The organism is Stenotrophomonas sp. RS-48 (assembly GCF_030053245.1).
Lineage (GTDB): Bacteria > Pseudomonadota > Gammaproteobacteria > Xanthomonadales > Xanthomonadaceae > Stenotrophomonas > Stenotrophomonas maltophilia_P.
Window position 1 is genome coordinate 61,911 of sequence record NZ_JASGBV010000022.1, and the last position, 20,179, is coordinate 82,089.

General features: G+C 67.9%; 18 protein-coding genes. 10 read left to right on the forward strand and 8 right to left on the reverse strand.

Features of this window, described 5'->3' with window-relative positions:
• Positions 1–7 precede the first annotated feature (7 nt).
• From QMZ25_RS05510 to QMZ25_RS05530, 5 genes are all read right to left on the reverse strand, one after another.
• Entirely contained in the window at positions 8–1,867 is a 1,860-nt protein-coding gene (locus QMZ25_RS05510; RefSeq protein WP_283219237.1) for a hypothetical protein, read from the reverse strand.
• Between the two features lie 163 nt (positions 1,868–2,030).
• The gene (locus QMZ25_RS05515; protein ID WP_074901780.1) at positions 2,031–2,858 is read right to left on the reverse strand and encodes a class I SAM-dependent methyltransferase; all 828 of its coding nucleotides are present in this window, start codon (positions 2,856–2,858) and stop codon (positions 2,031–2,033) included.
• A 51-nt stretch (positions 2,859–2,909) separates the two neighbouring features.
• A complete protein-coding gene (dusB, locus tag QMZ25_RS05520) occupies positions 2,910–3,905 on the reverse strand; it encodes a tRNA dihydrouridine synthase DusB (RefSeq protein ID WP_053516426.1) in 996 nt (331 codons plus the stop codon).
• Positions 3,906–4,145: 240 nt separating this feature from the next.
• A complete protein-coding gene (locus QMZ25_RS05525; protein WP_283219238.1) occupies positions 4,146–5,111 on the reverse strand; it encodes a ribokinase in 966 nt (321 codons plus the stop codon).
• Between the two features lie 25 nt (positions 5,112–5,136).
• Entirely contained in the window at positions 5,137–6,435 is a 1,299-nt protein-coding gene (locus QMZ25_RS05530) for a nucleoside transporter C-terminal domain-containing protein (protein ID WP_053516424.1), read from the reverse strand.
• Positions 6,436–6,627: 192 nt separating this feature from the next.
• On the opposite strand from QMZ25_RS05530, the gene QMZ25_RS05535 reads away from it, so the two are divergent.
• The 5 genes from QMZ25_RS05535 (at position 6,628) to QMZ25_RS05555 (ending at position 11,935) form a co-directional block, all read left to right on the forward strand.
• On the forward strand, positions 6,628–7,599 hold the full coding sequence (locus QMZ25_RS05535; protein ID WP_283219239.1) for an aldo/keto reductase: 972 nt from the start codon (positions 6,628–6,630) through the stop codon (positions 7,597–7,599).
• A 194-nt stretch (positions 7,600–7,793) separates the two neighbouring features.
• Positions 7,794–7,988 carry a hemin uptake protein HemP gene (locus QMZ25_RS05540; RefSeq protein ID WP_005412278.1) on the forward strand — a complete coding sequence of 65 codons (195 nt, stop codon included), beginning with the start codon at positions 7,794–7,796 and terminating at the stop codon, positions 7,986–7,988.
• 186 nt (positions 7,989–8,174) lie between these two features.
• Entirely contained in the window at positions 8,175–10,331 is a 2,157-nt protein-coding gene (locus tag QMZ25_RS05545) for a TonB-dependent hemoglobin/transferrin/lactoferrin family receptor (RefSeq protein ID WP_283219244.1), read from the forward strand.
• A 4-nt stretch (positions 10,332–10,335) separates the two neighbouring features.
• Entirely contained in the window at positions 10,336–10,935 is a 600-nt protein-coding gene (locus QMZ25_RS05550; protein WP_065175798.1) for a Hemin transport protein, read from the forward strand.
• A 73-nt stretch (positions 10,936–11,008) separates the two neighbouring features.
• Complete coding sequence (locus QMZ25_RS05555) at positions 11,009–11,935, forward strand: DUF6607 family protein (protein WP_197600886.1); 927 nt, start codon at positions 11,009–11,011, stop codon at positions 11,933–11,935.
• A 104-nt stretch (positions 11,936–12,039) separates the two neighbouring features.
• On the opposite strand, the gene QMZ25_RS05560 is transcribed toward QMZ25_RS05555, so the two are convergent.
• Both QMZ25_RS05560 and QMZ25_RS05565 read right to left on the reverse strand, forming a co-directional pair.
• Positions 12,040–14,547 (reverse strand): FtsX-like permease family protein, encoded by a 2,508-nt coding sequence (locus tag QMZ25_RS05560; RefSeq protein WP_283219240.1) that lies wholly within the window; start codon positions 14,545–14,547, stop codon positions 12,040–12,042.
• On the reverse strand, positions 14,544–15,191 hold the full coding sequence (locus QMZ25_RS05565; RefSeq protein WP_080375229.1) for an ATP-binding cassette domain-containing protein: 648 nt from the start codon (positions 15,189–15,191) through the stop codon (positions 14,544–14,546). Before QMZ25_RS05565 ends, QMZ25_RS05560 begins: the two co-directional genes overlap by 4 nt.
• A 75-nt stretch (positions 15,192–15,266) precedes the next feature.
• Here QMZ25_RS05565 and QMZ25_RS05570 point away from each other — a divergent pair, with 75 nt between their 5' ends.
• The 3 genes from QMZ25_RS05570 (at position 15,267) to QMZ25_RS05580 (ending at position 18,141) form a co-directional block, all read left to right on the forward strand.
• Positions 15,267–15,911: an arylesterase gene (locus tag QMZ25_RS05570; RefSeq protein WP_053516417.1), complete on the forward strand. Its 645-nt coding sequence runs from the start codon at positions 15,267–15,269 to the stop codon at positions 15,909–15,911.
• A gap of 88 nt (positions 15,912–15,999) precedes the next feature.
• Positions 16,000–16,713, forward strand: coding sequence for a response regulator transcription factor (locus QMZ25_RS05575; RefSeq protein WP_002811889.1), 714 nt, complete (start codon positions 16,000–16,002; stop codon positions 16,711–16,713).
• 156 nt (positions 16,714–16,869) lie between these two features.
• Positions 16,870–18,141, forward strand: coding sequence for a HAMP domain-containing sensor histidine kinase (locus tag QMZ25_RS05580; RefSeq protein ID WP_053516416.1), 1,272 nt, complete (start codon positions 16,870–16,872; stop codon positions 18,139–18,141).
• Positions 18,142–18,221: 80 nt separating this feature from the next.
• On the opposite strand, the gene QMZ25_RS05585 is transcribed toward QMZ25_RS05580, so the two are convergent.
• Positions 18,222–18,923, reverse strand: coding sequence for an SGNH/GDSL hydrolase family protein (locus QMZ25_RS05585; RefSeq protein ID WP_283219241.1), 702 nt, complete (start codon positions 18,921–18,923; stop codon positions 18,222–18,224).
• Positions 18,924–19,135: 212 nt separating this feature from the next.
• On the opposite strand from QMZ25_RS05585, the gene QMZ25_RS05590 reads away from it, so the two are divergent.
• Both QMZ25_RS05590 and QMZ25_RS05595 read left to right on the forward strand, forming a co-directional pair.
• Positions 19,136–19,531, forward strand: coding sequence for a diacylglycerol kinase (locus QMZ25_RS05590; protein WP_053516413.1), 396 nt, complete (start codon positions 19,136–19,138; stop codon positions 19,529–19,531).
• A 33-nt stretch (positions 19,532–19,564) separates the two neighbouring features.
• Positions 19,565–20,179: TerC family protein (locus QMZ25_RS05595; protein WP_283219242.1), on the forward strand; the 615-nt coding region annotated here is incomplete at its 3' end.

The window sequence follows — 20,179 nt, forward strand, 5'->3', positions numbered from 1 at the left end:
ATCGTCCTCAGGGCTGCGGCGGTGCCGGCGGCTGCGCGGGCGCGGCCAGCATCGCGGCTGCGGGCACTTCCACCAGGTCGGCGTACATCGAACGGGGTTCGGCGACGTCGCTGACCATCACATGGTGATAGCGGTTGAACGTGGTGTTGAAGCGGTCTTCGGGCATGTCCGGGAAGCGCGCGCGGAAGTACGCCAGCTGCGGGAAATACAGCGTGTGGTTGACTGCCGGGATACCGACGCCGGACAGCAGCGCACCGTAGCGCCCTTCCACCACCAGCGCTCCGTCCGCAGCCTGCCGTGCACCGCGCGCCTGCATCGACGCCAGCACGGCGCTGCGGTCCATGTCGAAGATCGGCCGGGCCGACTGCACAGGATTGAACAGCCCGTTGGTCAGCACGTTGCCGAGCGCGGCCACCGCCAGCACCAGCGCCACCGGATGCGCGGCGAGCCGCGGGCGGCGCGCGGCGAAGGCCAGCACGCCCACGCACAGCAGTGGCCATGCATCGGCCGTGGCATGCAGCCGGCTGAAACTGCCCTGGCCGAAGGCGAACTTGAGCAGGCATCCCGCCAGCAGCAGGGCCGCGAGCAGCAGCAGGCGGCCGCGTCCCAGGCGCACCCCGCCGCGCACCAGCACGATCGCGCAGCCGATGTTCAGCAGCAGGCCCAATGCCAGCAACGCACGGGTGGGCGGCACCATCGACAGTCCGGTCAGCTGGCCGATCCGCAGCGGCACCGGCAGGAAGATCCAGCAGGCGACCAGCGCGATGCCGGCGGCCAGCACCCCCAGCGACAGCCGGTGGCCGCGCGCCCAGCGCAGCACCTGCGTCCAGTCGGCGAGGACGGCGGTGAACAGCGGCAGCAGGCTGCTGAACACTGCGATCTCGCAGGCGTTGGACGGCTCGAACGCAGGCAGCGGATAGAACCCGCGCGTCATCAGGTTGGGGAACCCGTGGGTGAGCAGCGCGACCGGGCTGACCCCGCCGCCGGCGCTCTCGCGCTGGCCGGGATAGACGGTGTTGCGGACGATCTCGATCGCTTCGTGGAAATAGCCCAGGAACGCCAGCAACGCCAGGCCGCCGGCGACCGCCGCATCGAGCAGGCGTGCCACTGTCAACGCATCGCGGCGGAAGGCCAGCACCAGCACGCCCATGGCCAGCAGCGCTGAAATGATGAAGGGCGGGTAGGCCACGGCCAGCAGCCAGACCACCAGTGCGTAGGCGCTGGCGAGGATGCGCAGCCAGCGGTTGTCGATCCGCAGCCAGGCCACGGCTACCCACGGTGCCAGCGCGAACGCGCCCCAGTTGGTCGTCCACCACACCTGCACGTAGGGCGAGAAGTACAGGGTCAGCGCGACCAGCACGGCCGCCAGCGGCGGAACCCGCAGTTGGCGCAGGAACAGCGCCCAGCCGCACAGGAACGCCATCGCCATGAACATGAAGAAGAACGAGTAGGCGTTGGCCGGTGGCAGGATGAAGAAGGCCCAGTGGTACGGCTTGAACAGCAGGCCCCAGTCCAGCAGCGGAAGCGCCTGGAACGAGCGCAGCGTCTCGTGGTACGGCGAAAACGCGTTGGTCGCGCCGAAGTCGTTGGCCACCGCGATCTGCAAGTAAGGGGTGTAGACCATCCACTCGTCCATGCGGATGCCCCGCGCCTTGCCGAGCAGGGGCTCGATCGGCGCCAGCCCCAGGTACTGGCTGGCCATCGCATACGACGAGGGCGTCAGTGCAAATGCGACATACAGCAGGCACAGCACCGCCACGATGCCCAGGCACAGACGGGCCTGGCGGGAGTCGAGGCCATCCAGCAGGCCGCCTTCCCGGGCGGCGAGGGGCAGCGTGCTACCCGGAGTCGTTGCGCGTGCTGTCATCAGGAATCCCTTCAGGCGCGGAGCTCGGTGCTCCCGTTGCCGCGCATGCGGAAGGGGCCGGGTCCAGCGCGCGCCCGTCCTCGACGCCAGCCCGCGACGATTCTAGCGGGTTGCCAGCCATGCGGCGCGTGGCACTGCCGCAGCGCAGCGGTGCAGGCGCCGGTCAATACACCGTCGCGCGGCCCTGCACGAACGAGAAGAAGAACACGGCATTGGGATCGTTCTGCACCAACCGGAACTCGCGACGCATGCCCTCCACCGTATCCTCGTCCACGGTGCCGGCCTGCAGCAGCTGCTCGGCGGCCGACAGCAGCAGCTGCTCCCAGAACGCGATCATCGTCTTGCGCCGCGCCGGCTCGCGGTTGTCCAGGTGGATCGTCTTGATCTCGGTATGCACATCGCGGAAACCACCCGCCAGCAGCAGGTTGCCGAGCTTGGCGCCGACGAAGGGATCGCCGCCATGGTCGTACTGGAAATCGTTGAACGCCATCCAGTAACGCCAGATGTGCGGCGAATACGGATCGAGCAGGAACGATGCGTTCATCACTTCGGTGATGTAGACCGGCGATCCCGGTGCGAGTACGCGGCGCACTTCGCTGAGCACGCGGGCCGGCGAAGGTACATGCTCCAGCACCCAGCACAGGAATGCCGAATCGAAGCTGCGTGCCTCGAACGGCAGCTCGCCTGCATCGGCCTGCTGCAGGGTGTAGCGATCGCTGCACCACGGCGTGCGCGCGAGGTTCTCGCGGGCGGTCGCCAGCTGCGTTTCGCTCAGGTCCACGCCGGTCACGTGCAGGTCGGGGAAGCGGCGCAGCAGGATCTCGGTCTGCGCGCCCACGCCGCTGCCGACTTCCAGCAGGCGTCGTGCGCCGCCGTAGTCGATCTGGCCGAAGATGCTCGATTCCAGCAGGCGGGCCTGGGTCATCAGGCGCTGCTGTTCGGTGCCGGAGAACCCGTGCAGGTAGGTGGGGGAGGAAATCGGCGGTGTCATGGTCGCGGGCTCGTGGTGCGTCGTGCAGGGTCGACTGCGGGGCGTGCGGGGTCAGGCAGCCGACGGCAGCGCCGGTTGCCCGGCGATCAGTCGGTCGAAGTACTCGGTGGTCAGCGTGATCTGGCTCTGCGGATCTTCGGCGCGGTTGACCACGGCGCGGAACGCCGCATTCTCGGGCCGGTCCTTGGCGTACCAGCCCAGGTGCTTGCGCGCGATGCGCACGCCCTGCGGCTCGCCGTAGAAGGCATGCAGGGCGTGCAGGTGGCCAAGCAGGATATCGCGCACTTCGGCCAGTGACGGCGGGGCCAGTTCCTCGCCGGTGGCCAGGTAGTGCGCCACCTCGCGGAAGATCCACGGCCGGCCCTGCGCTGCGCGACCGATCATCACTGCGTCCACGCCGGTCTGCTGCAGGACGAAGGCGGCCTTGCGCGGCGAATCGATGTCTCCATTGGCGATCACCGGAATGCGCAGCGCGGCCTTGATCTCGCCGATCGTGGCGTACTCGGCCTGGCCGGTGTAGTGCTGATCGCGGGTGCGGCCGTGCACGGCCAGGGCGGCGATGCCGCTGTCCTCGGCGATGCGCGCGATCAGCGGCCCATTGCGGTGGTCGCAGTCCCAGCCGGTGCGGATCTTCAGCGTGACCGGCACATCGACCGCGTTGACCACGGCAGCAAGAATGCGCGCCACCAGCGATTCATCACGCATCAGCGCCGAACCCGCCCAGGCATTGCAGACCTTCTTGGCCGGGCAGCCCATGTTGATGTCGATGATCTGCGCACCATGGTCGACGTTGTAACGCGCCGCCTCGGCCAGCTGCTGCGGCTCGGTGCCGGCGATCTGCACGCTGATCGGTGCCGGTTCACCCTCATGGTCCATGCGGTGGATCGACTTGCGCGTGTTCCAGAAGCGCGGGTCGCTGATGGTCATCTCGGAGGCGGCCAGGCCCGCGCCCAGCCGTTTGCACAGCAGGCGGAACGGCTTGTCGGTGACGCCGGCCATGGGCGCCAGCACGACGTTGGGAGCAATGGTGTAGGGGCCGATCTGCATGCGCCCATTGTAGGCCGCAGGCGGTCACATGGCCGGGTCGGCGAGGCGCCGGTTCAGGCCGATCCGGACCGACCTCATGCCGTACGGGCATCAGCAGATGCTTGACGGTTGCTTCCGCCGCCCCCAGTGGCGGGTCATCGTGGGCGGCTGGGGCAGGGCTGCGTGCCCTGCATGGGCGCAGGCAGAAAAAGGCCCGGGCACCTGCGCGCCCGGGCCGGTTCATGCAGCTGCGGCGTGGACCTACCGGATTTCCACGTCGGCCGGGGTCAGCCGTGGCATCGCCGCTGCGGCGCCTTCCTTCTCGGTCGAGCGGCCCGCGAACTGGTTGGCGAAGCGCACATGGCGTGCGAACGGCGCCTCCGGCAGCTGGGCAAGGGAGGCGGCCAGCGCGCCGTTGAAGGCGTCGCCGGCACCGGTGGTATCGATCGCCTGCACCTGCTCGGCACCCACGCGGTAGTACGGCTGGGTATCGCCGCGCAGGTTCTCATCGGCATGCGAAACGAACACGCCCACCGAGCCCAGGGTCACCACCACGGTACCATTGCCGACCAGCTTGCGGCACAGCGCATGCAGGCTGGCGCCATCCAGCGCGGCCACGTCGTTGGCATCCACGCGCTCGCCGACATGGCGGCCCAGCAGGGCGGCGAACTCGGTCTCGTTCGGGGTGATCACATCGGCCAGCTTGAGCAGGCCGATGGTCGAGGGGGCGTCGGCCGGTGCGGTGTTGAGCACGGTGGTGACACCGGCCTCGCGGGCGGCAGCCAGTGCCGCTTCGATGGTCTGCACCGGCGACTCCAGCTGCACCAGCACCACCCGGGCACCGGTCAGCAGCGCCTGTTGCTGCTGCAGGAAATCGGTGCTCAGGGCGGCATTGGCGCCCGGGCCGATCACGATGGTGTTGCGACCCCGTGCATCGACATAGATGCCGGCGGTGCCGGTCGGTTCGCTGCTGGCTTCGGCGATCAGCGCGAAACCGTCCTCGCCGGCGAGGTCGCGGGCGGTGGCACCGCCGGCGTCATCGCCCAGGGCGCACACGAAGTGGGTGTCGGCGCCCGCGCGGCATGCGGCCACGGCCTGGTTGAAGCCCTTGCCACCGGGGCCGGTGCTGTAGCGGCCGGCAATGGTCGCGCCCGGTGCCGGCAGCGACTCGCACCGCCACACGTGATCGACATTGAAGGAACCGACGACAACGACACTGCTGCTCATAGGGAATCTTTTCTCGAACTAGGGTTCAACTGAAATGCGTCAGCACGCCGGCGATGGTCGCCGTCATGAAGGTGGCGATGGTACCGCCCAGTACCGCGCGCAGGCCGAACTTGGCCAGGTCGTGGCGACGTTCCGGGGCCAGGCCACCGATGCCGCCGATCTGGATTGCGATCGAGCTGAAGTTGGCGAAGCCGCACAGCGCATAGGTGGCGATCAGGCGACCTTCGTTGGACAGGGTCACGCCGGCGACCTGGCCGTTCACGATCTGCGACAGCTCGGTATAGGCGACGAATTCGTTGATCACGACCTTCTGTCCGATCAGCGACCCCACGGTGGTGGCGTCGGCCCACGGAGTGCCGATCACCCAGGCGATCGGTGCCAGCAGGTAGCCGAAGATGGTCGACAGGTTGGTCGGCTTGCCGATCTGTGCGGCCAGGCCGGTCACTTCGCCGAGCCAGGTCAGCGGGGCGTTCAGCAGGGCGATCAGGGCGATGAAGGCCAGCAGCATCGCGCCGATGTTCAGCGCCAGCTTCAGGCCGTCGCCGGCGCCGGCCGCCGCCGCGTCGATGATGTTGCTGGAGGTCTTCTCCACTTCCATCTTCACCGTGCCGCGGGTCAGCGGGGTGCCGGTTTCCGGGATCAGCAGCTTGGCCACCACCAGCGTGGCCGGTGCGGCCATGATGCTGGCCGCCAGCAGATGCTTGGCGTAGAACGCCTGCTGGGTCGGGTCGCCCCCACCGAGCATGCCCACGTAGGCCGCCAGCACGCCGCCAGCGATGTGGGCCATGCCACCGATCATCATGGTCAGCAGCTCGGACTGGGTCATCTTGGCGATGTATGGGCGCACGGTCAGCGGCGCCTCGGTCTGGCCGATGAAGACGCTGGCGCAGACGCTGGTGGTTTCGGCACCGGACACGCGCATCACCTTGGTGATCGCCCACGCCATCACCCGGACGATCGCCTGCATGACGTTCAGGTGGTACATCACGCCCATCAGCGCGGAGAAGAAGATGATGGTCGGCAGCACCTGGAAGGCGAAGATGAAGCCGTAGTTCTGGACGTCCATCAGCGAGCCGAAGATGAACTTCGAGCCCTCGTTGACGAAGCTCAGGACCTTCACGAAGCCGTGGCCGAGCGCATCGAACACGTCGCGGCCGCCGGGGACCAGGATCACCAGCGCCGCAAAGGCGATCTGCAGGGTGATGCCGGTGGCGACGAGCTTCCAGTCCACCGCGCGCTTGTTGTTGGAAAACAACCAGGTGATGCCGATCAGCACCGCCAACCCGAACAGGCCGAAGCCGATCCTGCCCAAACCTTCGACCATGTGAGTGACTCCCCTGGGGCGTCGCGAAAAACGGGAAGCCTAGTGCAGGGCAGGGGCCGGGGCAAGGAAAAGCAGCGTGCGCGCGGCCATCGGCACCGATCGGGCCAGCAACGGCAAGGGGTTGCGGTCGGCACGACGGGTAGAATGGGGCTCGATTCCGGCCCGGATGCGGGCCCGCAGCAGGAGATTTGCATGCATTACCGCCGCCTGGGCTCCACCGGCCTGCCGATATCCGCCCTGTCCTTCGGAGCCTGGGTGACCTTCGGTGACCAGATTCCGCGCGACGAGGCCCGCAACCTGGTTGCCGCGGCCTGGGACCATGGCATCAACTTCTTCGACAATGCCGAGGGGTATGCCAATGGCCGCGCCGAGCAGGTGATGGGCGATGTGATCGCCGACCTGCGCCTGCCGCGCGATGGGTTCTGCGTGTCCAGCAAGGTGTTCTTCGGCAGTGCCAAGGATCCGCGACCGACCCAGCGCGGCCTGTCGCGCAAGCACGTCACCGATGCCTGCCATGCCGCGCTCAAGCGCCTGCGGGTGGACTATCTGGACCTTTATTACTGCCACCGCCCGGATCCCGACGCGCCGATCGCCGAGACCGTGCACGCGATGGATACCCTGATCCGGCAGGGCAAGGTGCTCTACTGGGGCACGTCCGAGTGGTCGGCGGCACAGATCCAGCAGGCGCTGGACATCGCCGCGCGGCACCACCTGCAGGGGCCGTCGATGGAGCAGCCGCAGTACAACCTGCTGCACCGCGAGCGGGTGGAAACCGAATACGCCCCGCTGTACGCGGGGGCCGGCCTGGGCACCACCATCTTCTCGCCGTTGGCGTCCGGCCTGCTCAGTGGCAAGTACGACCGTGGCATTCCGGCCGACGCCCGGCTCGGCCGCGAGGGCATGGAGTGGCTGCAGGATCTGGTTCTGGGCGCCGATGCACAGGCACGCCTGGCCCAGGTCCGTCATTTCAGCGCGGTGGCACGCGAGCTTGGCCACGCCCCGGCCAGCGTGGCCATCGCCTGGTGCCTGCGCAATCCACAGGTGTCCAGCGTGATCCTGGGCGCCAGCCGGGTCGAGCAGCTGCTGCAGAACCTGCAGGCCCTGGACGTCCTGGAGCAGATCGACGCCGCTGGCTGGGCCCGGATCGAAGCCGCCTTCGTCTGACCCGCAGCATTTTCCCGCCGGGGAGTCGAGCCGTGCTCGACCCCAAGGTCACCGCTGCCCGCCATTCGATTCACAAAATCTATCGAATTCTGGATTTCGATCATTAATCTCATCAATCAAATTGAGAATGGTTGTTGATTGTCAACTGAGAATCATTATCATTTAACTCGTCCCTCGCACGAGTCCAGATGCTCATGAACGCTCAACCTGTACTGCTGCGCCCCGAAACACTGACCCTCCGCGATCGTCCGGTCCGCGTCGTTCCGCCGGAAGAGGTCATCGACAGCGAAGCCCTGCTCAAGGGCCGTCGTGAAATCCTGATCCAGCATGGCGATCGCTTCTATCGCCTGCGGCACACCAGCAACGACAAGCTGATCCTGACCAAGTAACGCGGCCTGGTCGCCCGCCTCCCTCCCTCCTGCCGGGCGCTGCCCGCAGGGTGGGCGACCCGACCGCTCCTGCTCTCTCCCCCTCGGTCTACCGCGTACGCTCCGGCGTGCCGGTGGCCGGGGGTTCCTCTGCCTGACCGAACGAACCCGATGACCCGCCATACCGCCCTTTGCCTTGCTGTCTGGATGGCGCTGCCGCTGTCCGCCCACGCTGCCACCGCCGCCAGCGCCGCGCCCGATGCGCGCGAAGTCGATCGCGTGCAGGTCACCGCCACGCGCACCGAACGCGCGGTCAGCGACGTCGCCGCTACGGTCGATGTGATCGACCGCGAGCAGATGGACCGGCACCTGGTGCAGGACATCAAGGATCTGCTGCGCTACGAGCCGGGCCTGTCGGTCAGCCGCAGCGCCGCGCGCTTCGGCCTGGGCAGCATCCGTATCCGTGGCCTGGACGGCAACCGTGTGCGGGTGCAGACCGATGGCATCTCGATGCCGACCAGCTTCAACATTGGTTCGTTCTCCAATGCCAACCGCAACTTCACCGATCTGGACACGCTCAAGCGCGTGGAGATCGTGCGCGGCCCGGCCAGCTCGCTGTACGGTTCCGATGCGCTGGGCGGCGTGGTCGCCTTCGTCACCAAGGATCCGGCCGATTACCTGAAGGATGGCAAGGACAGCTACGTCGGCCTGAAGTTCGGCTACGACGGTGAATGGAAGGGCCTGCTCGGCGGTGTCACCACGGCGTTCGGCGGCGAACACTGGAGCGGCATGGTCAACATCAACCATCGCCAGGGCCAGGAAACCGACAACAAGGGTGACGTGCGCAGCAACGACAACACCCGCACCGCCCCCAACCCGCAGGACCGCGACGGTCGCAGCGGCCTGGCCAAGCTGGTCTATGCACCGAGCGAGGACCAGCGCTTCCGCCTGACCGTGGAAGGCAACGAAGACAAGACCGAGACCAACGTGCTGTCTTCGATCGACCGTACCACCACCACCGGCATGAAGGCGCGCGACAAGCAGAACCGCACCCGCGTGTCGTTCGCGCATGAAATGGATGCGCTGGACAAAGGCTTCGCCGACAGCCTGCACTGGCAGCTGTATACCCAGCACAGCGAAACCACCCAGATCACCGATGAGGACCGTGCCAACCGCAGCCGTCGCCACCGCGAGTTCAACTTCGACCAGCGTGTGTACGGCCTGCAGGCGCAGTTCAACAAGGCCTTCAGCACCGGCAGCGTCGAGCACGCGCTGACCTATGGCTTCGAGGGTGCACGCACCGAGATCCGCCAGAAGCGCGATGGTTTCCAGGTACTGGCCAACGGCCAGACCAGCACCACCATCCTGCCCGATGCGTTCCCGGTACGCGATTTCCCGATCAGCAAGACCACCGAGCTGGGCCTGTATGCGCAGGATGAAATGCGCATGGCTGGCGGCAAGCTGTCGTTGGTGCCGGGCGTGCGCGTGGACCGCTACGAGCTGAAGCCGGAAGTGGACAACATCTTCGCCGAGGACAATCCCGGCGTGGCGGTGGCGAAGCTGACCAAGACCAGCGTCTCGCCCAAGCTTGGCATGGTCTATCGCTTCACCGACGAATGGTCGCTGTTTGCCGGTTACTCGCACGGCTTCCGCTCGCCGCCGTACAACGACGTCAATCTCGGCTTCACCAACTTCGCCTTCGGCTACACGGCCATTCCCAATCCGGACCTGAAGCCGGAAACCAGTGATGGCATGGAACTGGGCCTGCGCTTCCTGTCGCCGGCTGCCTACGTCAGCGTCAGCGGCTACTACAACGAGTACAAGGACTTCATCGAGTCGCAGTCGCTGGTCGGCACCAATGCGCAGGGCCTGATGGTGTTCCAGTCGCGCAACATCGCCGACGCCCGCATCTACGGCGCTGAACTGAAGGCCGGCGTCGACTTCGGCCAGATCAGCCCGACCCTGCAGGGCTGGGCACTGCGCAGTTCCGTGGCCTGGTCGCGCGGCGACAACAAGACCGAGGACACCCCGCTGGATTCGGTCGACCCGCTGCGCGGCACCGTCGGCCTGATGTACGACACCGATGCCTGGGGTGTCGAACTGGCCGGCACGTTCGTCAAGCGCAAGGACCTCGTCGCCTCGGCCACGGTGTACCGCCCGGCCGGCTATGGCGTGGCCGACCTGATGGCACATTGGAACTTCGCCCCGGGTGCGACCTTCAACGTAGGCGTGTTCAACCTGGGCGACAAACGCTACATCGATTGGTCCAACGTGGGTACGACGCTGTCGCCGACCAGCCGCGTGCTGGATCGCTACACCAGCCCGGGTCGCACCCTCTCCGCCAGCCTTGCCGTTTCCTGGTGACCTCATGAGCCGAGCCTTGTCCGCACGCAGGAATGACTCCATCGCCGCGCCACACCGCGCGGCATGGCCGACCCCGGCACAGCTGGCCACGCTTGGCACCGTGTTGTGTCTCTACCACGCCGACGGCAACGAGCTTGGCGGCTGGCGCCAGGCGGTGCGCGTGCATGCCTGCCAGGGCGTGGACAGCGAGGGCCTGCGCGAAAGCCTGTGCTTCCTTGACGGCCGTGGCCGCTGCGTGTGGCGCCTGTACCTGCTGCCGGACAGCGATTTCCTGGCCTGGGACCGGTTGGTGGCCGCGCTGCCGCCGGGCCCACAGCACGACAGCGACGGCAGTGTCGGTGAACGCCTGTGGCGGCGCCTGGCTGGTCATCTCGGCGGCCAGCGTTGGCGCCTGTGTGCGCTGCGCCTGCATGCCGCCGATGATGGCCGCACCCTGGCGGCCAGCCTGTCGACGCTGTCGTCGCTGGGCGCGGCCACCGCACGCCGCATCGCGCGCCTGGAAGGCGCAGAGGGCGAGCTGGCCATCGACGACTGCTGCTGTGCCGACGCCGCGCGCCGGCCGCCACCACGGATTCCCGGCGACCAGCCGCTGATCCGCCTCTGATCTGTTTCTGATGGAACGCCCGACGGCCACGGATGGCCTCTCAACGAACCTGCAACCCCGAAGGAAGATCCCGATGAAATTCCAGACAGCCAGCGTCCTGCTGTTGCTCGCCGGCAGCGGCGTGGCCAGCGCGCAGCCCTCCGACATCGCCCGCGACCACGACAGCATCCTGGCCATGCAGGGTGAGTACACCGTGGATTTCGCCTTCGACGAAACCGTGCTGCTGAAGCCGGGCTACGAGCGCGCGCCGGCGATGCGCAGCGGCGGCAATGAAATGGTCATCGTGGTCGAGGACAGCCCGAAGCGCATCGTGCTGCAACACCTGCTGCTGGACGAGAAGAGCGGCCACATCACCAAGCACTGGCGCCAGGACTGGGTCTACGAGGCCCCGAACCGCTTCGAGTTCAGTGCCGACCAGACCTGGCGGGTGCGCAGCATCCCGGCGGCGGTGAACCAGGGCGCCTGGACCCAGTGCGTGTATGAAGTGAGCGATGCACCGCGCTACTGCGGCACCGGCAAATGGACCTACACCAACAACGTGCCGAGCTGGACCAGCGACCTGAGCTGGCGCCCGCTGCCGCGCCGTGAGTACACCAAGCGCAGCGACTACAACGCGCTGGCGGTGGTCAACCGCCACACGCTCACCCCGAACGGCTGGACCCACGAGCAGTTCAACACCAAGGTGCAGCGCAACACCGACGGCAGCCAGATGGAGATCGCGCGCGAGTTCGGCTTCAACGACTACGTGAAGACCACCGAGATCGACTTCACCCCGGCGCGCGACTACTGGAAGGCCACCGCCGGCTACTGGGCCAAGGTCCGCCAGCGCTGGGACGGCTTCCTGACCCAGGCTCCGGGCGTGCACCTGAAGACCAAGCTGGATGGGATGGCGATGATCATTCCGCTGTTCACCCAGGCGCAGGACCTGCAGGACGGCAAGCAGGTGAAGGACGCGCAGATCGACGAAGTGTTCGCCAGGTACGTGGAAAAGGCCCAGTAGGGTCGAGCCATGCTCGAGGCCACAGCCGGACCCACGCATGGCGTGGATCTACCGGAAGGAAGGGTGCCGGGCTTGCCCGGCACGCCTTCCGGGGCGCGCCTGCGTCAGGTTTCGCGCAGGGCCAGGGCGGGCGGGGTATGCAGGATGCGCCGGGTGCCCCACCAGCCCGCCAGCAGGCTCAGCCCGATGCCGACCACGCCGCCCAGCAGCAGGCCCGGCCACGGCGGCAGCAGCGGCAGTTCGAACACCTTCTGCGACACCACCAGCCCGATCACGGCCGTGGCGCCCACCGCCAGCAGCGCGGCGAGCGTGCCCAGTGCTCCGAACTCGACCAGTACCGCACCGCGCAGCTGGCGCCGGGTCGCGCCCAGCGTGCGCAGTACCGCGCTGTCGTAGCGGCGCTCGCCGGCCGTGGCCTGCAGGGCAGCCAGCAGGACCAGCACGCCGGCCAGCAGGCTGAACACCATCACCAGCTGCACCGCCTGCGCCACCCGTTCCATCACGTCGCGCACCTGCGAGATCACCGCATCCACGTCCAGCAGCGACAGGTTCGGCTGTGCACGCACCAGTTCGCCCAGCCCGGCTGCCTGGCCGGCCGGCAGGTGGAACGCCGACAGCAGGTTGTGCGGGGTGTCGCCCACGGCGTTCGGATTCAACAGCACGAAGAAGTTCGGCCGGAACGTGTTCCAGTCCGCCTTGCGCACGCTGGTCACGGTGAACTCGCGCTGCTGCTCGCCCACGGAAATGCCGATACGGTCGCCGGTCGAGACGCCGTAGCGTTTGGCCCAGCCGGTTTCCACCGAGGCTTCGGGCGCAGTGCTGTCCGCCTTCCAGAAGTGGCCCTCAAGCAGCGTATTGGCCGGCGGGAAGGTGCTGCGCCAGCTGAAGTTCAGTGGCCGGTTCTCGTCGTCGTCCTCGCGCGGGCCGTTTTCCCGCCCCTGGCCGTCCTGCGCCTGGTCCACGCGCACCGGCGGCTTGCCGTTGATCGCGATCAGGCGGCCGGTGGCCATCGGTTCGATGCTGGCATCGGCAGCACCCAGCGCGCGCAGTGCCCCCAGCACGCCGTCGCGCTGTTCGGGCTGGATGTTGATCAGGAAGTAGTTCGGCGTGTCCTCCGGCAGGCGCTCGCGCCACTGCTGCAGCAGCCCCGGCCCGGTCACGGCCAGCAGCAGCAGCGCGCACAGCGACAGCGACAGGCCCACCAGCTGCATCACCGCCAGCATCCGGCGGCGGGTCAGGGCGGCCAGGCCTAGTCGCCAGTTGCCGTGCAGGCGGTGCTGCAGGCTGCGCAGCACCTGCAGCAGCACGAAGCCGCCCAGGCCCGCCGCTGCGGCGAGAGCGGCCAGGCCACCCAGCACCCACAGGGCCAGCTTCAGGTCGCCGGTCACCTGCACGGCCAGCACCAGGCTGGCCAGCAGGGCGGCGACGTAGGCCAGCAGCGAGGCGGGCGGCAGTGCAGCGAAGGAGCGGTTGAGCACGCGCATCGGCGGCACTCCGCGCAGGCGCAGCAGCGGCGGCAGGCCGAAGCCGAACAGCAGCAACAGACCGATGCCTGCACCGGTCAGCGCCGGTGTTGCCTGTGGCAGCGGCAGGCGCTGCGGTATCAGGCTGCCCAGCACCTGTACCAGGCTTTCCTGCGCGGCCATGCCCAGTCCAATGCCGAGCAGGCAGGCCGGAACGGCCAGCATCAGCAGCTGCAGTGCCAGGCCCAGCAGGATGTCGCGCTGGCGTGCTCCCAGGCAACGCAGGACCGCCACCTGGTCGATGCGGCGCAGGGCGAAGCGGTTGGCGGCCAGCGCGGTGGCAACGCCGGCCAGCAGCACCGCCAGCAGCGCGCTCAGGCCGAGGAAGCGCCCGGCCAGATCGAACGCCTGGCGCACGCCGCGCTGGGTGTCATCCACGCTGAGCAGGCGCATGCCCTTCACCTGTGGCTGCAGCCATTGCCGGAACGCCGCGATCCGGTCGGCCGGCCCGGCGAACATCAGCCGGTAGCTGATGCGGCTGCCGGGACCGAGCAGGCCGGTGCCGTCGACATCAGCGCGATTGACCAGCAACGTCGGCGACAGCGTGAGGAGGTCGCCGCCGGCATCCGGTTCGGCCTCGATGATGCCGGCGATGCGCAGCGTACCGGCGCCGAACTCGAGGTCATCGCCGGCCTTCAACCCCAGCGCCTGCAGCAGGCGGGGATCGGCATAGGCCTGGCCCTGCGGCGGCATGCCGGCATCGTCGATCAGCGCACCACCGGGCGTGCTGCGTACCCGCAGCGTCCCCCGCAGCGGATAGCCGGCCTGTACCGCCTTGATGCTGGCCATCTGGCTGGCATCGCCCTGGAACAGCACGGTGCCGAAACTGGCCATGCGGGTGGATGCCAGTCCCCGCTGCCTGGCCTCTTCGGCGAAGGCGGCCGGCGGGTCGTCACGACCGGCGACGCCGAGGTCGCCGCCGAGCATCTCCGCAGCGCTGCTGGTCAGTGCCAGGTTGACCCGGTTCACCAGCGTGCCGACCGCGGTCATCACCGCCACGCCCAGTACCAGCGCGGCGAACACGGTCAGCAGGTCGCCGGCCAGGGCTTCGCGGCGCAGCGCGCGCCACGCATGCCGCAGCAGGTTCATGCGCGGGCCTCGTGCGCGACCGCCTGCAGGCGGCCGTTGTCGATGCGGTGGATGTGCTGGCAGCGCTGGGCCAGGCGCAGATCGTGGGTGACCAGCACCAGCGTGGTGCCGCTGCCGGCGTTGAGCTCGAACAGCAGGTCGCTGATGTGCTGGCCGGTGCTCTGGTCCAGCGAGCCGGTCGGCTCGTCGGCGAACAGGATGCGCGGCCGGGTGACGAAGGCACGCGCCAATGCCACGCGCTGCTGTTCGCCGCCGGACAGCTGGCGCGGGTAATGGCGGGCGCGATGGGCCAGCCCGACCTGGTCCAGCACGGCGTCCACCCGCGCGCGATCCTCGCGCCCGCCCAGCTCCAGTGGCAGGGCGACGTTCTCGGCGGCGGTCAGCGCCGGCAGCAGGTGGAAGCTCTGGAAGACGAAGCCGACCTCGCGAGCACGCAGCTGCGCGCGGGCTTCCTCATCCAGGCTGGACAGTTCGTGCCCGGCCAGAGCGATGCGACCGCGGCTGGGCAGGTCCAGCCCGGCGAGCAGGCCGAGCAGGGTGGTCTTGCCGGAGCCGGAGGCGCCGACGATGGCCACGCTGGTGCCTTCATGGACCGTCAAAGTGATGTTGTCCAGTATGTGGACTTCACCCTCCGGGCCATGCACGGATTTGCCGACCTGGTCGACGGCGATGGCGACGGGCGCGCTGCGGGGGGACAGGCTGTCGATGAGGAGACTCCAATGCGCAAGACGGGATGGAGCCGGCGAGCCGGCATGATGATGGTGCTGTTGCTAGGGTTCCTGCTGTTGCCCGGGCTGGCCTGTGCCAAAGGTCCGGCCGGTACCGTCCTGGTGCTCGGCGACAGCCTCAGTGCTGCCCACAATATCCCTGCCGATGCCGGCTGGGTCAGCCTGCTGCAGCAGCGGGTCAGGCAGCAGTCGAAAACGCCGGCGCGGATCGTCAACGCCAGCATGAGCGGCGAGACCACCGCCGGCGCCCTGACCCGGCTGCCGGGCCTGCTGGCGAAGGAGAAGCCGGACGTGGTGGTGATCGCTCTGGGGGGCAACGACGCCCTGCGCGGGCTGACCCCGGCGCAGGTGCAGGGCAATCTGGAAAAGATGGTGCAGGCCAGCCAGAAGGCGGGCGCCAAGGTGCTGCTGCTGGGCATCGATGTGCCACCGAATTACGGCCCGGCGTACCGCCAGCGGCTGGCGGCCGCCTACCGCGCGCTGGCCGACCGCTACGCTGTGCCGCTGCTGCCGTTCCTGCTGGAGGGGGTGGCCCTGCAGCCGGGGATGATGCAGGCCGACGGTCTGCACCCCACCGCCCAGGCCCAGCCGAAGGTGCTCGACAACGTCTGGCCCCTGCTCAAGCCGCTGCTCTGAGCAGCGGATCGGACCTCTTGACGGAACTTCACATTGCCTCCACCGTCGATCCGGCATGTTTCACAAAGCTGAAGTTAGAGGGAATCACATGCGTCAGACGAAGGAGACTTCCGGCTTGGTGCTGGTGGTCGAAGACAACCGCAACATCTCCGAGATGATCGGCGAATACCTGGAAGGTCGTGGCTTCGAAGTCGACTATGCACAGGATGGCCTGGACGGCTACCGGCTTGCGGCGGAGAACAGCTATGACGTGGTGGTGCTGGACCTGATGCTGCCGCGGCTGGATGGCATCGAAGTCTGCCGGCGGCTGCGCAACGATGCGCGCAAATCGACGCCGGTGCTGATGCTGACCGCGCGCGATACGCTGGACGACAAGCTCACCGGCCTGGGTTTCGGTGCCGATGACTACCTGACCAAGCCGTTCGCGATCCAGGAACTGGAAGCACGCCTGCGCGCGCTGATCCGCCGCGAACGCCGCCAGGTGGGTTCGGAAGTGCTCAAGGTCGCCGACCTGGTGCTCGATCCGGTCAGCATGCGCGCCACCCGCGCCGGCACCGAACTGCAGCTGTCGCCGATCGGCCTGCGCCTGTTGACGATTCTGATGCGCGAATCGCCGCGGGTTGTCACCCGCCAGGAAATCGAGCGCGAGATCTGGGGCAACGGGTTGCCGGATTCGGACACCCTGCGCAGCCATCTGTACAACCTGCGCAAGATCATCGACAAGCCGTTCGATCGCCCGCTGCTGCATACCGTGCAGAGCGCCGGCTATCGCATTGCCGACATCGCCCAGCCGATGGCCTGAGCAGGGACCGTGCCGGTGCAGCTGCAGGCCCGGTGCGGTAGCGGACGGGCAACAGGGCAGGGGATGACCGACCGGCAGTGTCGGCGGTCATCATCCCTGCACGACCACGGCGCGGTGCGCTGCCTATAATCGCAGCGCTCTGACCGGGACCCCGCAATGCCGCACGGCCTGCCGCGCAAGATCCGTATCGCCTTCATCCTGCAGGCAGTGCTGGCCAGCCTGGGCATCCTGCTGGGCGCATGGCTGGTGTCGCTGGTCATCAAGCACAGCCTGGTCGGTGCAGCGCTGCGCGAGGAAGCGGCGTATTACTGGACGCTGCACGACGCGTCCCCCGCACAGCCTCCCCCCAATACGCAGAACATCCGCGGCTACCTGCTGGAAAGCGGCCAGTCCGCGTTGTCGCTGCCGGCCAACCTGCGCGACCTGGAGCCCGGTTTCCACGAACTGCCGGCGGATGACCAGCTGGTCCTGGTCGATGTGCGGCCGGCCGGCCGCCTGTATCTGGTATTCCTGCGCTCACGCGCGGAAATGCTGGCGTTCTGGTTCGGCATCGTGCCGGTGCTGCTGACCCTGCTGGCGGTGTATGGCGCCAGCTGGATCACCTATCGCGCGTCCAAGCGTCTGGTATCGCCGGTGAACTGGCTGGCGCGGCGCGTGTCGCGCTGGGACCCCGGCCACCCCGAGGCAGCCGATCTGGAACCGAACAAACTGCCGGCGGACATGCAGGGCGAGACCCGGCAGCTCGCCGCGGCCCTGCATTCGCTGGCCAACCGGGTCAGCGCGCATGTCGCCCGCGAACGCAACTTCACCCGCGATGCCAGCCATGAACTGCGCACGCCGTTGACGGTGATCCGCGTGGCCAGCGACATGGCGCTGGGGGATGATTCCCTGCAGCCGCGCCTGCGCCGCAGCCTGCAGCGCATCCAGCGTGCCGGGCGTGACATGGAAGCGGTGATCGACGCCTTCCTGATCCTTGCCCGCGAGGCGGATGTCGAGCCGCAGGTCGAGCTGTTCGATGTCAACGACATCGTCCGTCACGAGGTGGACAACGCCAACGAACTGCTGGGTACGCGCCCGGTCGTGGTGCACCTGCACAGCGACGGACCGGTGAATCTGCATGCGCCGCCGCGGGTGCTGCAGGTGGTGGTCAGCAACCTGGTGCGCAACGCCTGCAGCTATACCGACGAAGGCCGCATCGACGTGCATGTGCGCGACGACCGGGTGGTGGTGCGCGACACCGGCATCGGCATGTCTGCCGAAGCGCTGTCGCGCGCGTTCGAGCCGTTCTACCGCGCCGAACCCAGTCGCCCGCAGGGTACCGGACTGGGCCTGTCGATCGTACGCCGGCTGTGCGATCGCTTCGGCTGGAAGGTCAGCCTCTCCAGCGAACCCGGGCAGGGAACCGAAGCCACCGTGATTTTCCGCTAGAGGGCTCTTGCCGGATCAGAAGCGGGCATTCCGCGGAATGGCGGGGGTAGCGCCGGGCCATGCCCGGCGTGCGCAGTGTCTCAGTCGCAGGTCACCTTCGGTGCCAGCGCGCGGGTCCAGATGGCATATCCGGCGGGCGTCATGTGCAGCATGTCCTCACGGAACAGCGCGCGATCAGGCTGGCCGTCGGCGCCCAGCATCGGCGTGTAGATGTCGGTGAAGCCGGTGTTGGGCAGCCTGGCCAGCGCCGCCTTGACCAGCGTGTTGGCCTCGTTGATCGCCGGCATCAGGTGCGCCCGTGACGGGCTGGGCTTGATCGACACGTATTCCACCCGGGTCTTGGGCAGGTCGCGATGCACGCGCTGCACGAAGGCGACCACATCGTCGCGCACCTGCACGGCGCTGCGGCCGCTGTTGAGGTCGTTGTCGCCGGCGTACAGGAACACCTTGCACGGCGCGTACGGGATCACGATCTGCCCGGCATACCAGGTGCTGTCCCGGACTTCCGAGCCGCCGAAGCCCCGGTTGAACACCGGCTGGCCGGCGAAATCGGCCGCCAGGCTGTCCCACATCCGGAACGACGAACTGCCGATGAACTCGATGCCACCACGAGGCGGCGGGGCGACCTTGTCGGCGGCGGCGAAGGCGGCCATGTCGGCGGCCCAGGCCACGTTGGAGACCTGCTCGGGAACGCGGGGCGACGGCGAGGGAACGCGTGCCAGCGCCAGCGGCGCAAGGGTCAGCAGGCCCAGCATCAGCAGAGCGGGACGGCGGTGGGACATCGTGCACTCCAGGCAGGAAGGAGGGAGACATCATAGGAGGCGGGCGCGGCCCGCGCTTGTCCCCGGCAGGCCATTCGGCCCGGCCGCGCGGAGTATGGCCGGCGGCCTTGTGGCAAAATGGCGACTGTCTGCCCATCCCTGTGCACCCATGACTCCCTGCCGTGCGTCTGAGCGGTCGCTGCGCCGCGCCCCCGTTGCTGGATGCTCCACCCGTGGCTGACCAGTTCGGCCACATGCCGCGCGGCCCGCGCCGCATCTTCCAGGCCGCGCGCTGGTCCTGGCAGGGCCTGCGGGCTGCCTGGCTGCATGAGTCCTCGTTCCGGCTGGAGGTCTACCTGCTGGTCCTGCTGACCCCGGTGGCGATCTGGCTCGGCCAGACCCCGGTGGAGCGCGCGCTGCTGATCGGCTCGATGCTGCTGGTGCTGGCGATGGAACTGGCCAACTCCGCCATCGAGGCCGTGATCGAGCGCTACGGCAGCGAGATCCACGAGCTGGCCGGGCGCGCCAAGGACATGGGTTCGGCCGCCGTGTTCGTGCTGATGATGAACGTACTGCTGTGCTGGGCCCTGGTCGTGGTCCCGCATGCACTGGCCGGCCGCTACGGCTGAACCCCCATTCCCCCACTGCCTTGAAGAGTTTCCATGTCCTTTGAGTTCCTCGCCGACCCCAACGCCTGGGTGACCCTGTTCACCCTGAGCGCGCTGGAAATCGTGCTCGGCATCGACAATCTGGTGTTCATCTCCATCGCGGTCAGCAAGCTGCCGGAAGAGCGCCGTCCCTTTGCGCGCAAGCTCGGCATCGCCGTGGCCTGCATCACCCGTATCGCACTGCTGGTGTCGCTGGCCTACCTGGCCCACATGGCCGCCAACCTGTTCACCGTGGCCGGCATGGGCATCTCCATCCGCGACCTGGTGCTGATCGTGGGTGGCCTGTTCCTGATCATCAAGGGTTACATGGAGATCAAGGAACTGATCACCGGTGGCGAAGACGAGAATCCGGCGACCAGCAAGGCGTCGGGCGTGTTCGGCATGGTCATCCTGCAGATCGCCATCATCGATATCGTGTTCTCGCTGGACTCGGTGATCACGGCCGTCGGCATCGCCGACCACATCCCGGTGATGGTCGCTGCCATCCTGCTGTCTGTGCTGGTCATGCTGCTGGCGGCCAATCCGCTGGGGCGCTTCATCGACGCCGCCGTAGATGCAGGCGCTGGGGATGCGCAGATACTTGCTGTAGCCGCGCAGGCTGTCATGCAC

Coding starts and splice junctions, on each gene's coding strand:
- QMZ25_RS05510 (WP_283219237.1), bottom strand. CDS start 1,867: ATGACAGCACGCGCAACGACTCCGGGTAGCACGCTGCCCCTCGCCGCC.
- QMZ25_RS05515 (WP_074901780.1), bottom strand. CDS start 2,858: ATGACACCGCCGATTTCCTCCCCCACCTACCTGCACGGGTTCTCCGGC.
- dusB (WP_053516426.1), bottom strand. CDS start 3,905: ATGCAGATCGGCCCCTACACCATTGCTCCCAACGTCGTGCTGGCGCCC.
- QMZ25_RS05525 (WP_283219238.1), bottom strand. CDS start 5,111: ATGAGCAGCAGTGTCGTTGTCGTCGGTTCCTTCAATGTCGATCACGTG.
- QMZ25_RS05530 (WP_053516424.1), bottom strand. CDS start 6,435: ATGGTCGAAGGTTTGGGCAGGATCGGCTTCGGCCTGTTCGGGTTGGCG.
- QMZ25_RS05535 (WP_283219239.1), top strand. CDS start 6,628: ATGCATTACCGCCGCCTGGGCTCCACCGGCCTGCCGATATCCGCCCTG.
- QMZ25_RS05540 (WP_005412278.1), top strand. CDS start 7,794: ATGAACGCTCAACCTGTACTGCTGCGCCCCGAAACACTGACCCTCCGC.
- QMZ25_RS05545 (WP_283219244.1), top strand. CDS start 8,175: ATGGCGCTGCCGCTGTCCGCCCACGCTGCCACCGCCGCCAGCGCCGCG.
- QMZ25_RS05550 (WP_065175798.1), top strand. CDS start 10,336: ATGAGCCGAGCCTTGTCCGCACGCAGGAATGACTCCATCGCCGCGCCA.
- QMZ25_RS05555 (WP_197600886.1), top strand. CDS start 11,009: ATGAAATTCCAGACAGCCAGCGTCCTGCTGTTGCTCGCCGGCAGCGGC.
- QMZ25_RS05560 (WP_283219240.1), bottom strand. CDS start 14,547: ATGAACCTGCTGCGGCATGCGTGGCGCGCGCTGCGCCGCGAAGCCCTG.
- QMZ25_RS05570 (WP_053516417.1), top strand. CDS start 15,267: ATGCGCAAGACGGGATGGAGCCGGCGAGCCGGCATGATGATGGTGCTG.
- QMZ25_RS05575 (WP_002811889.1), top strand. CDS start 16,000: ATGCGTCAGACGAAGGAGACTTCCGGCTTGGTGCTGGTGGTCGAAGAC.
- QMZ25_RS05580 (WP_053516416.1), top strand. CDS start 16,870: ATGCCGCACGGCCTGCCGCGCAAGATCCGTATCGCCTTCATCCTGCAG.
- QMZ25_RS05585 (WP_283219241.1), bottom strand. CDS start 18,923: ATGTCCCACCGCCGTCCCGCTCTGCTGATGCTGGGCCTGCTGACCCTT.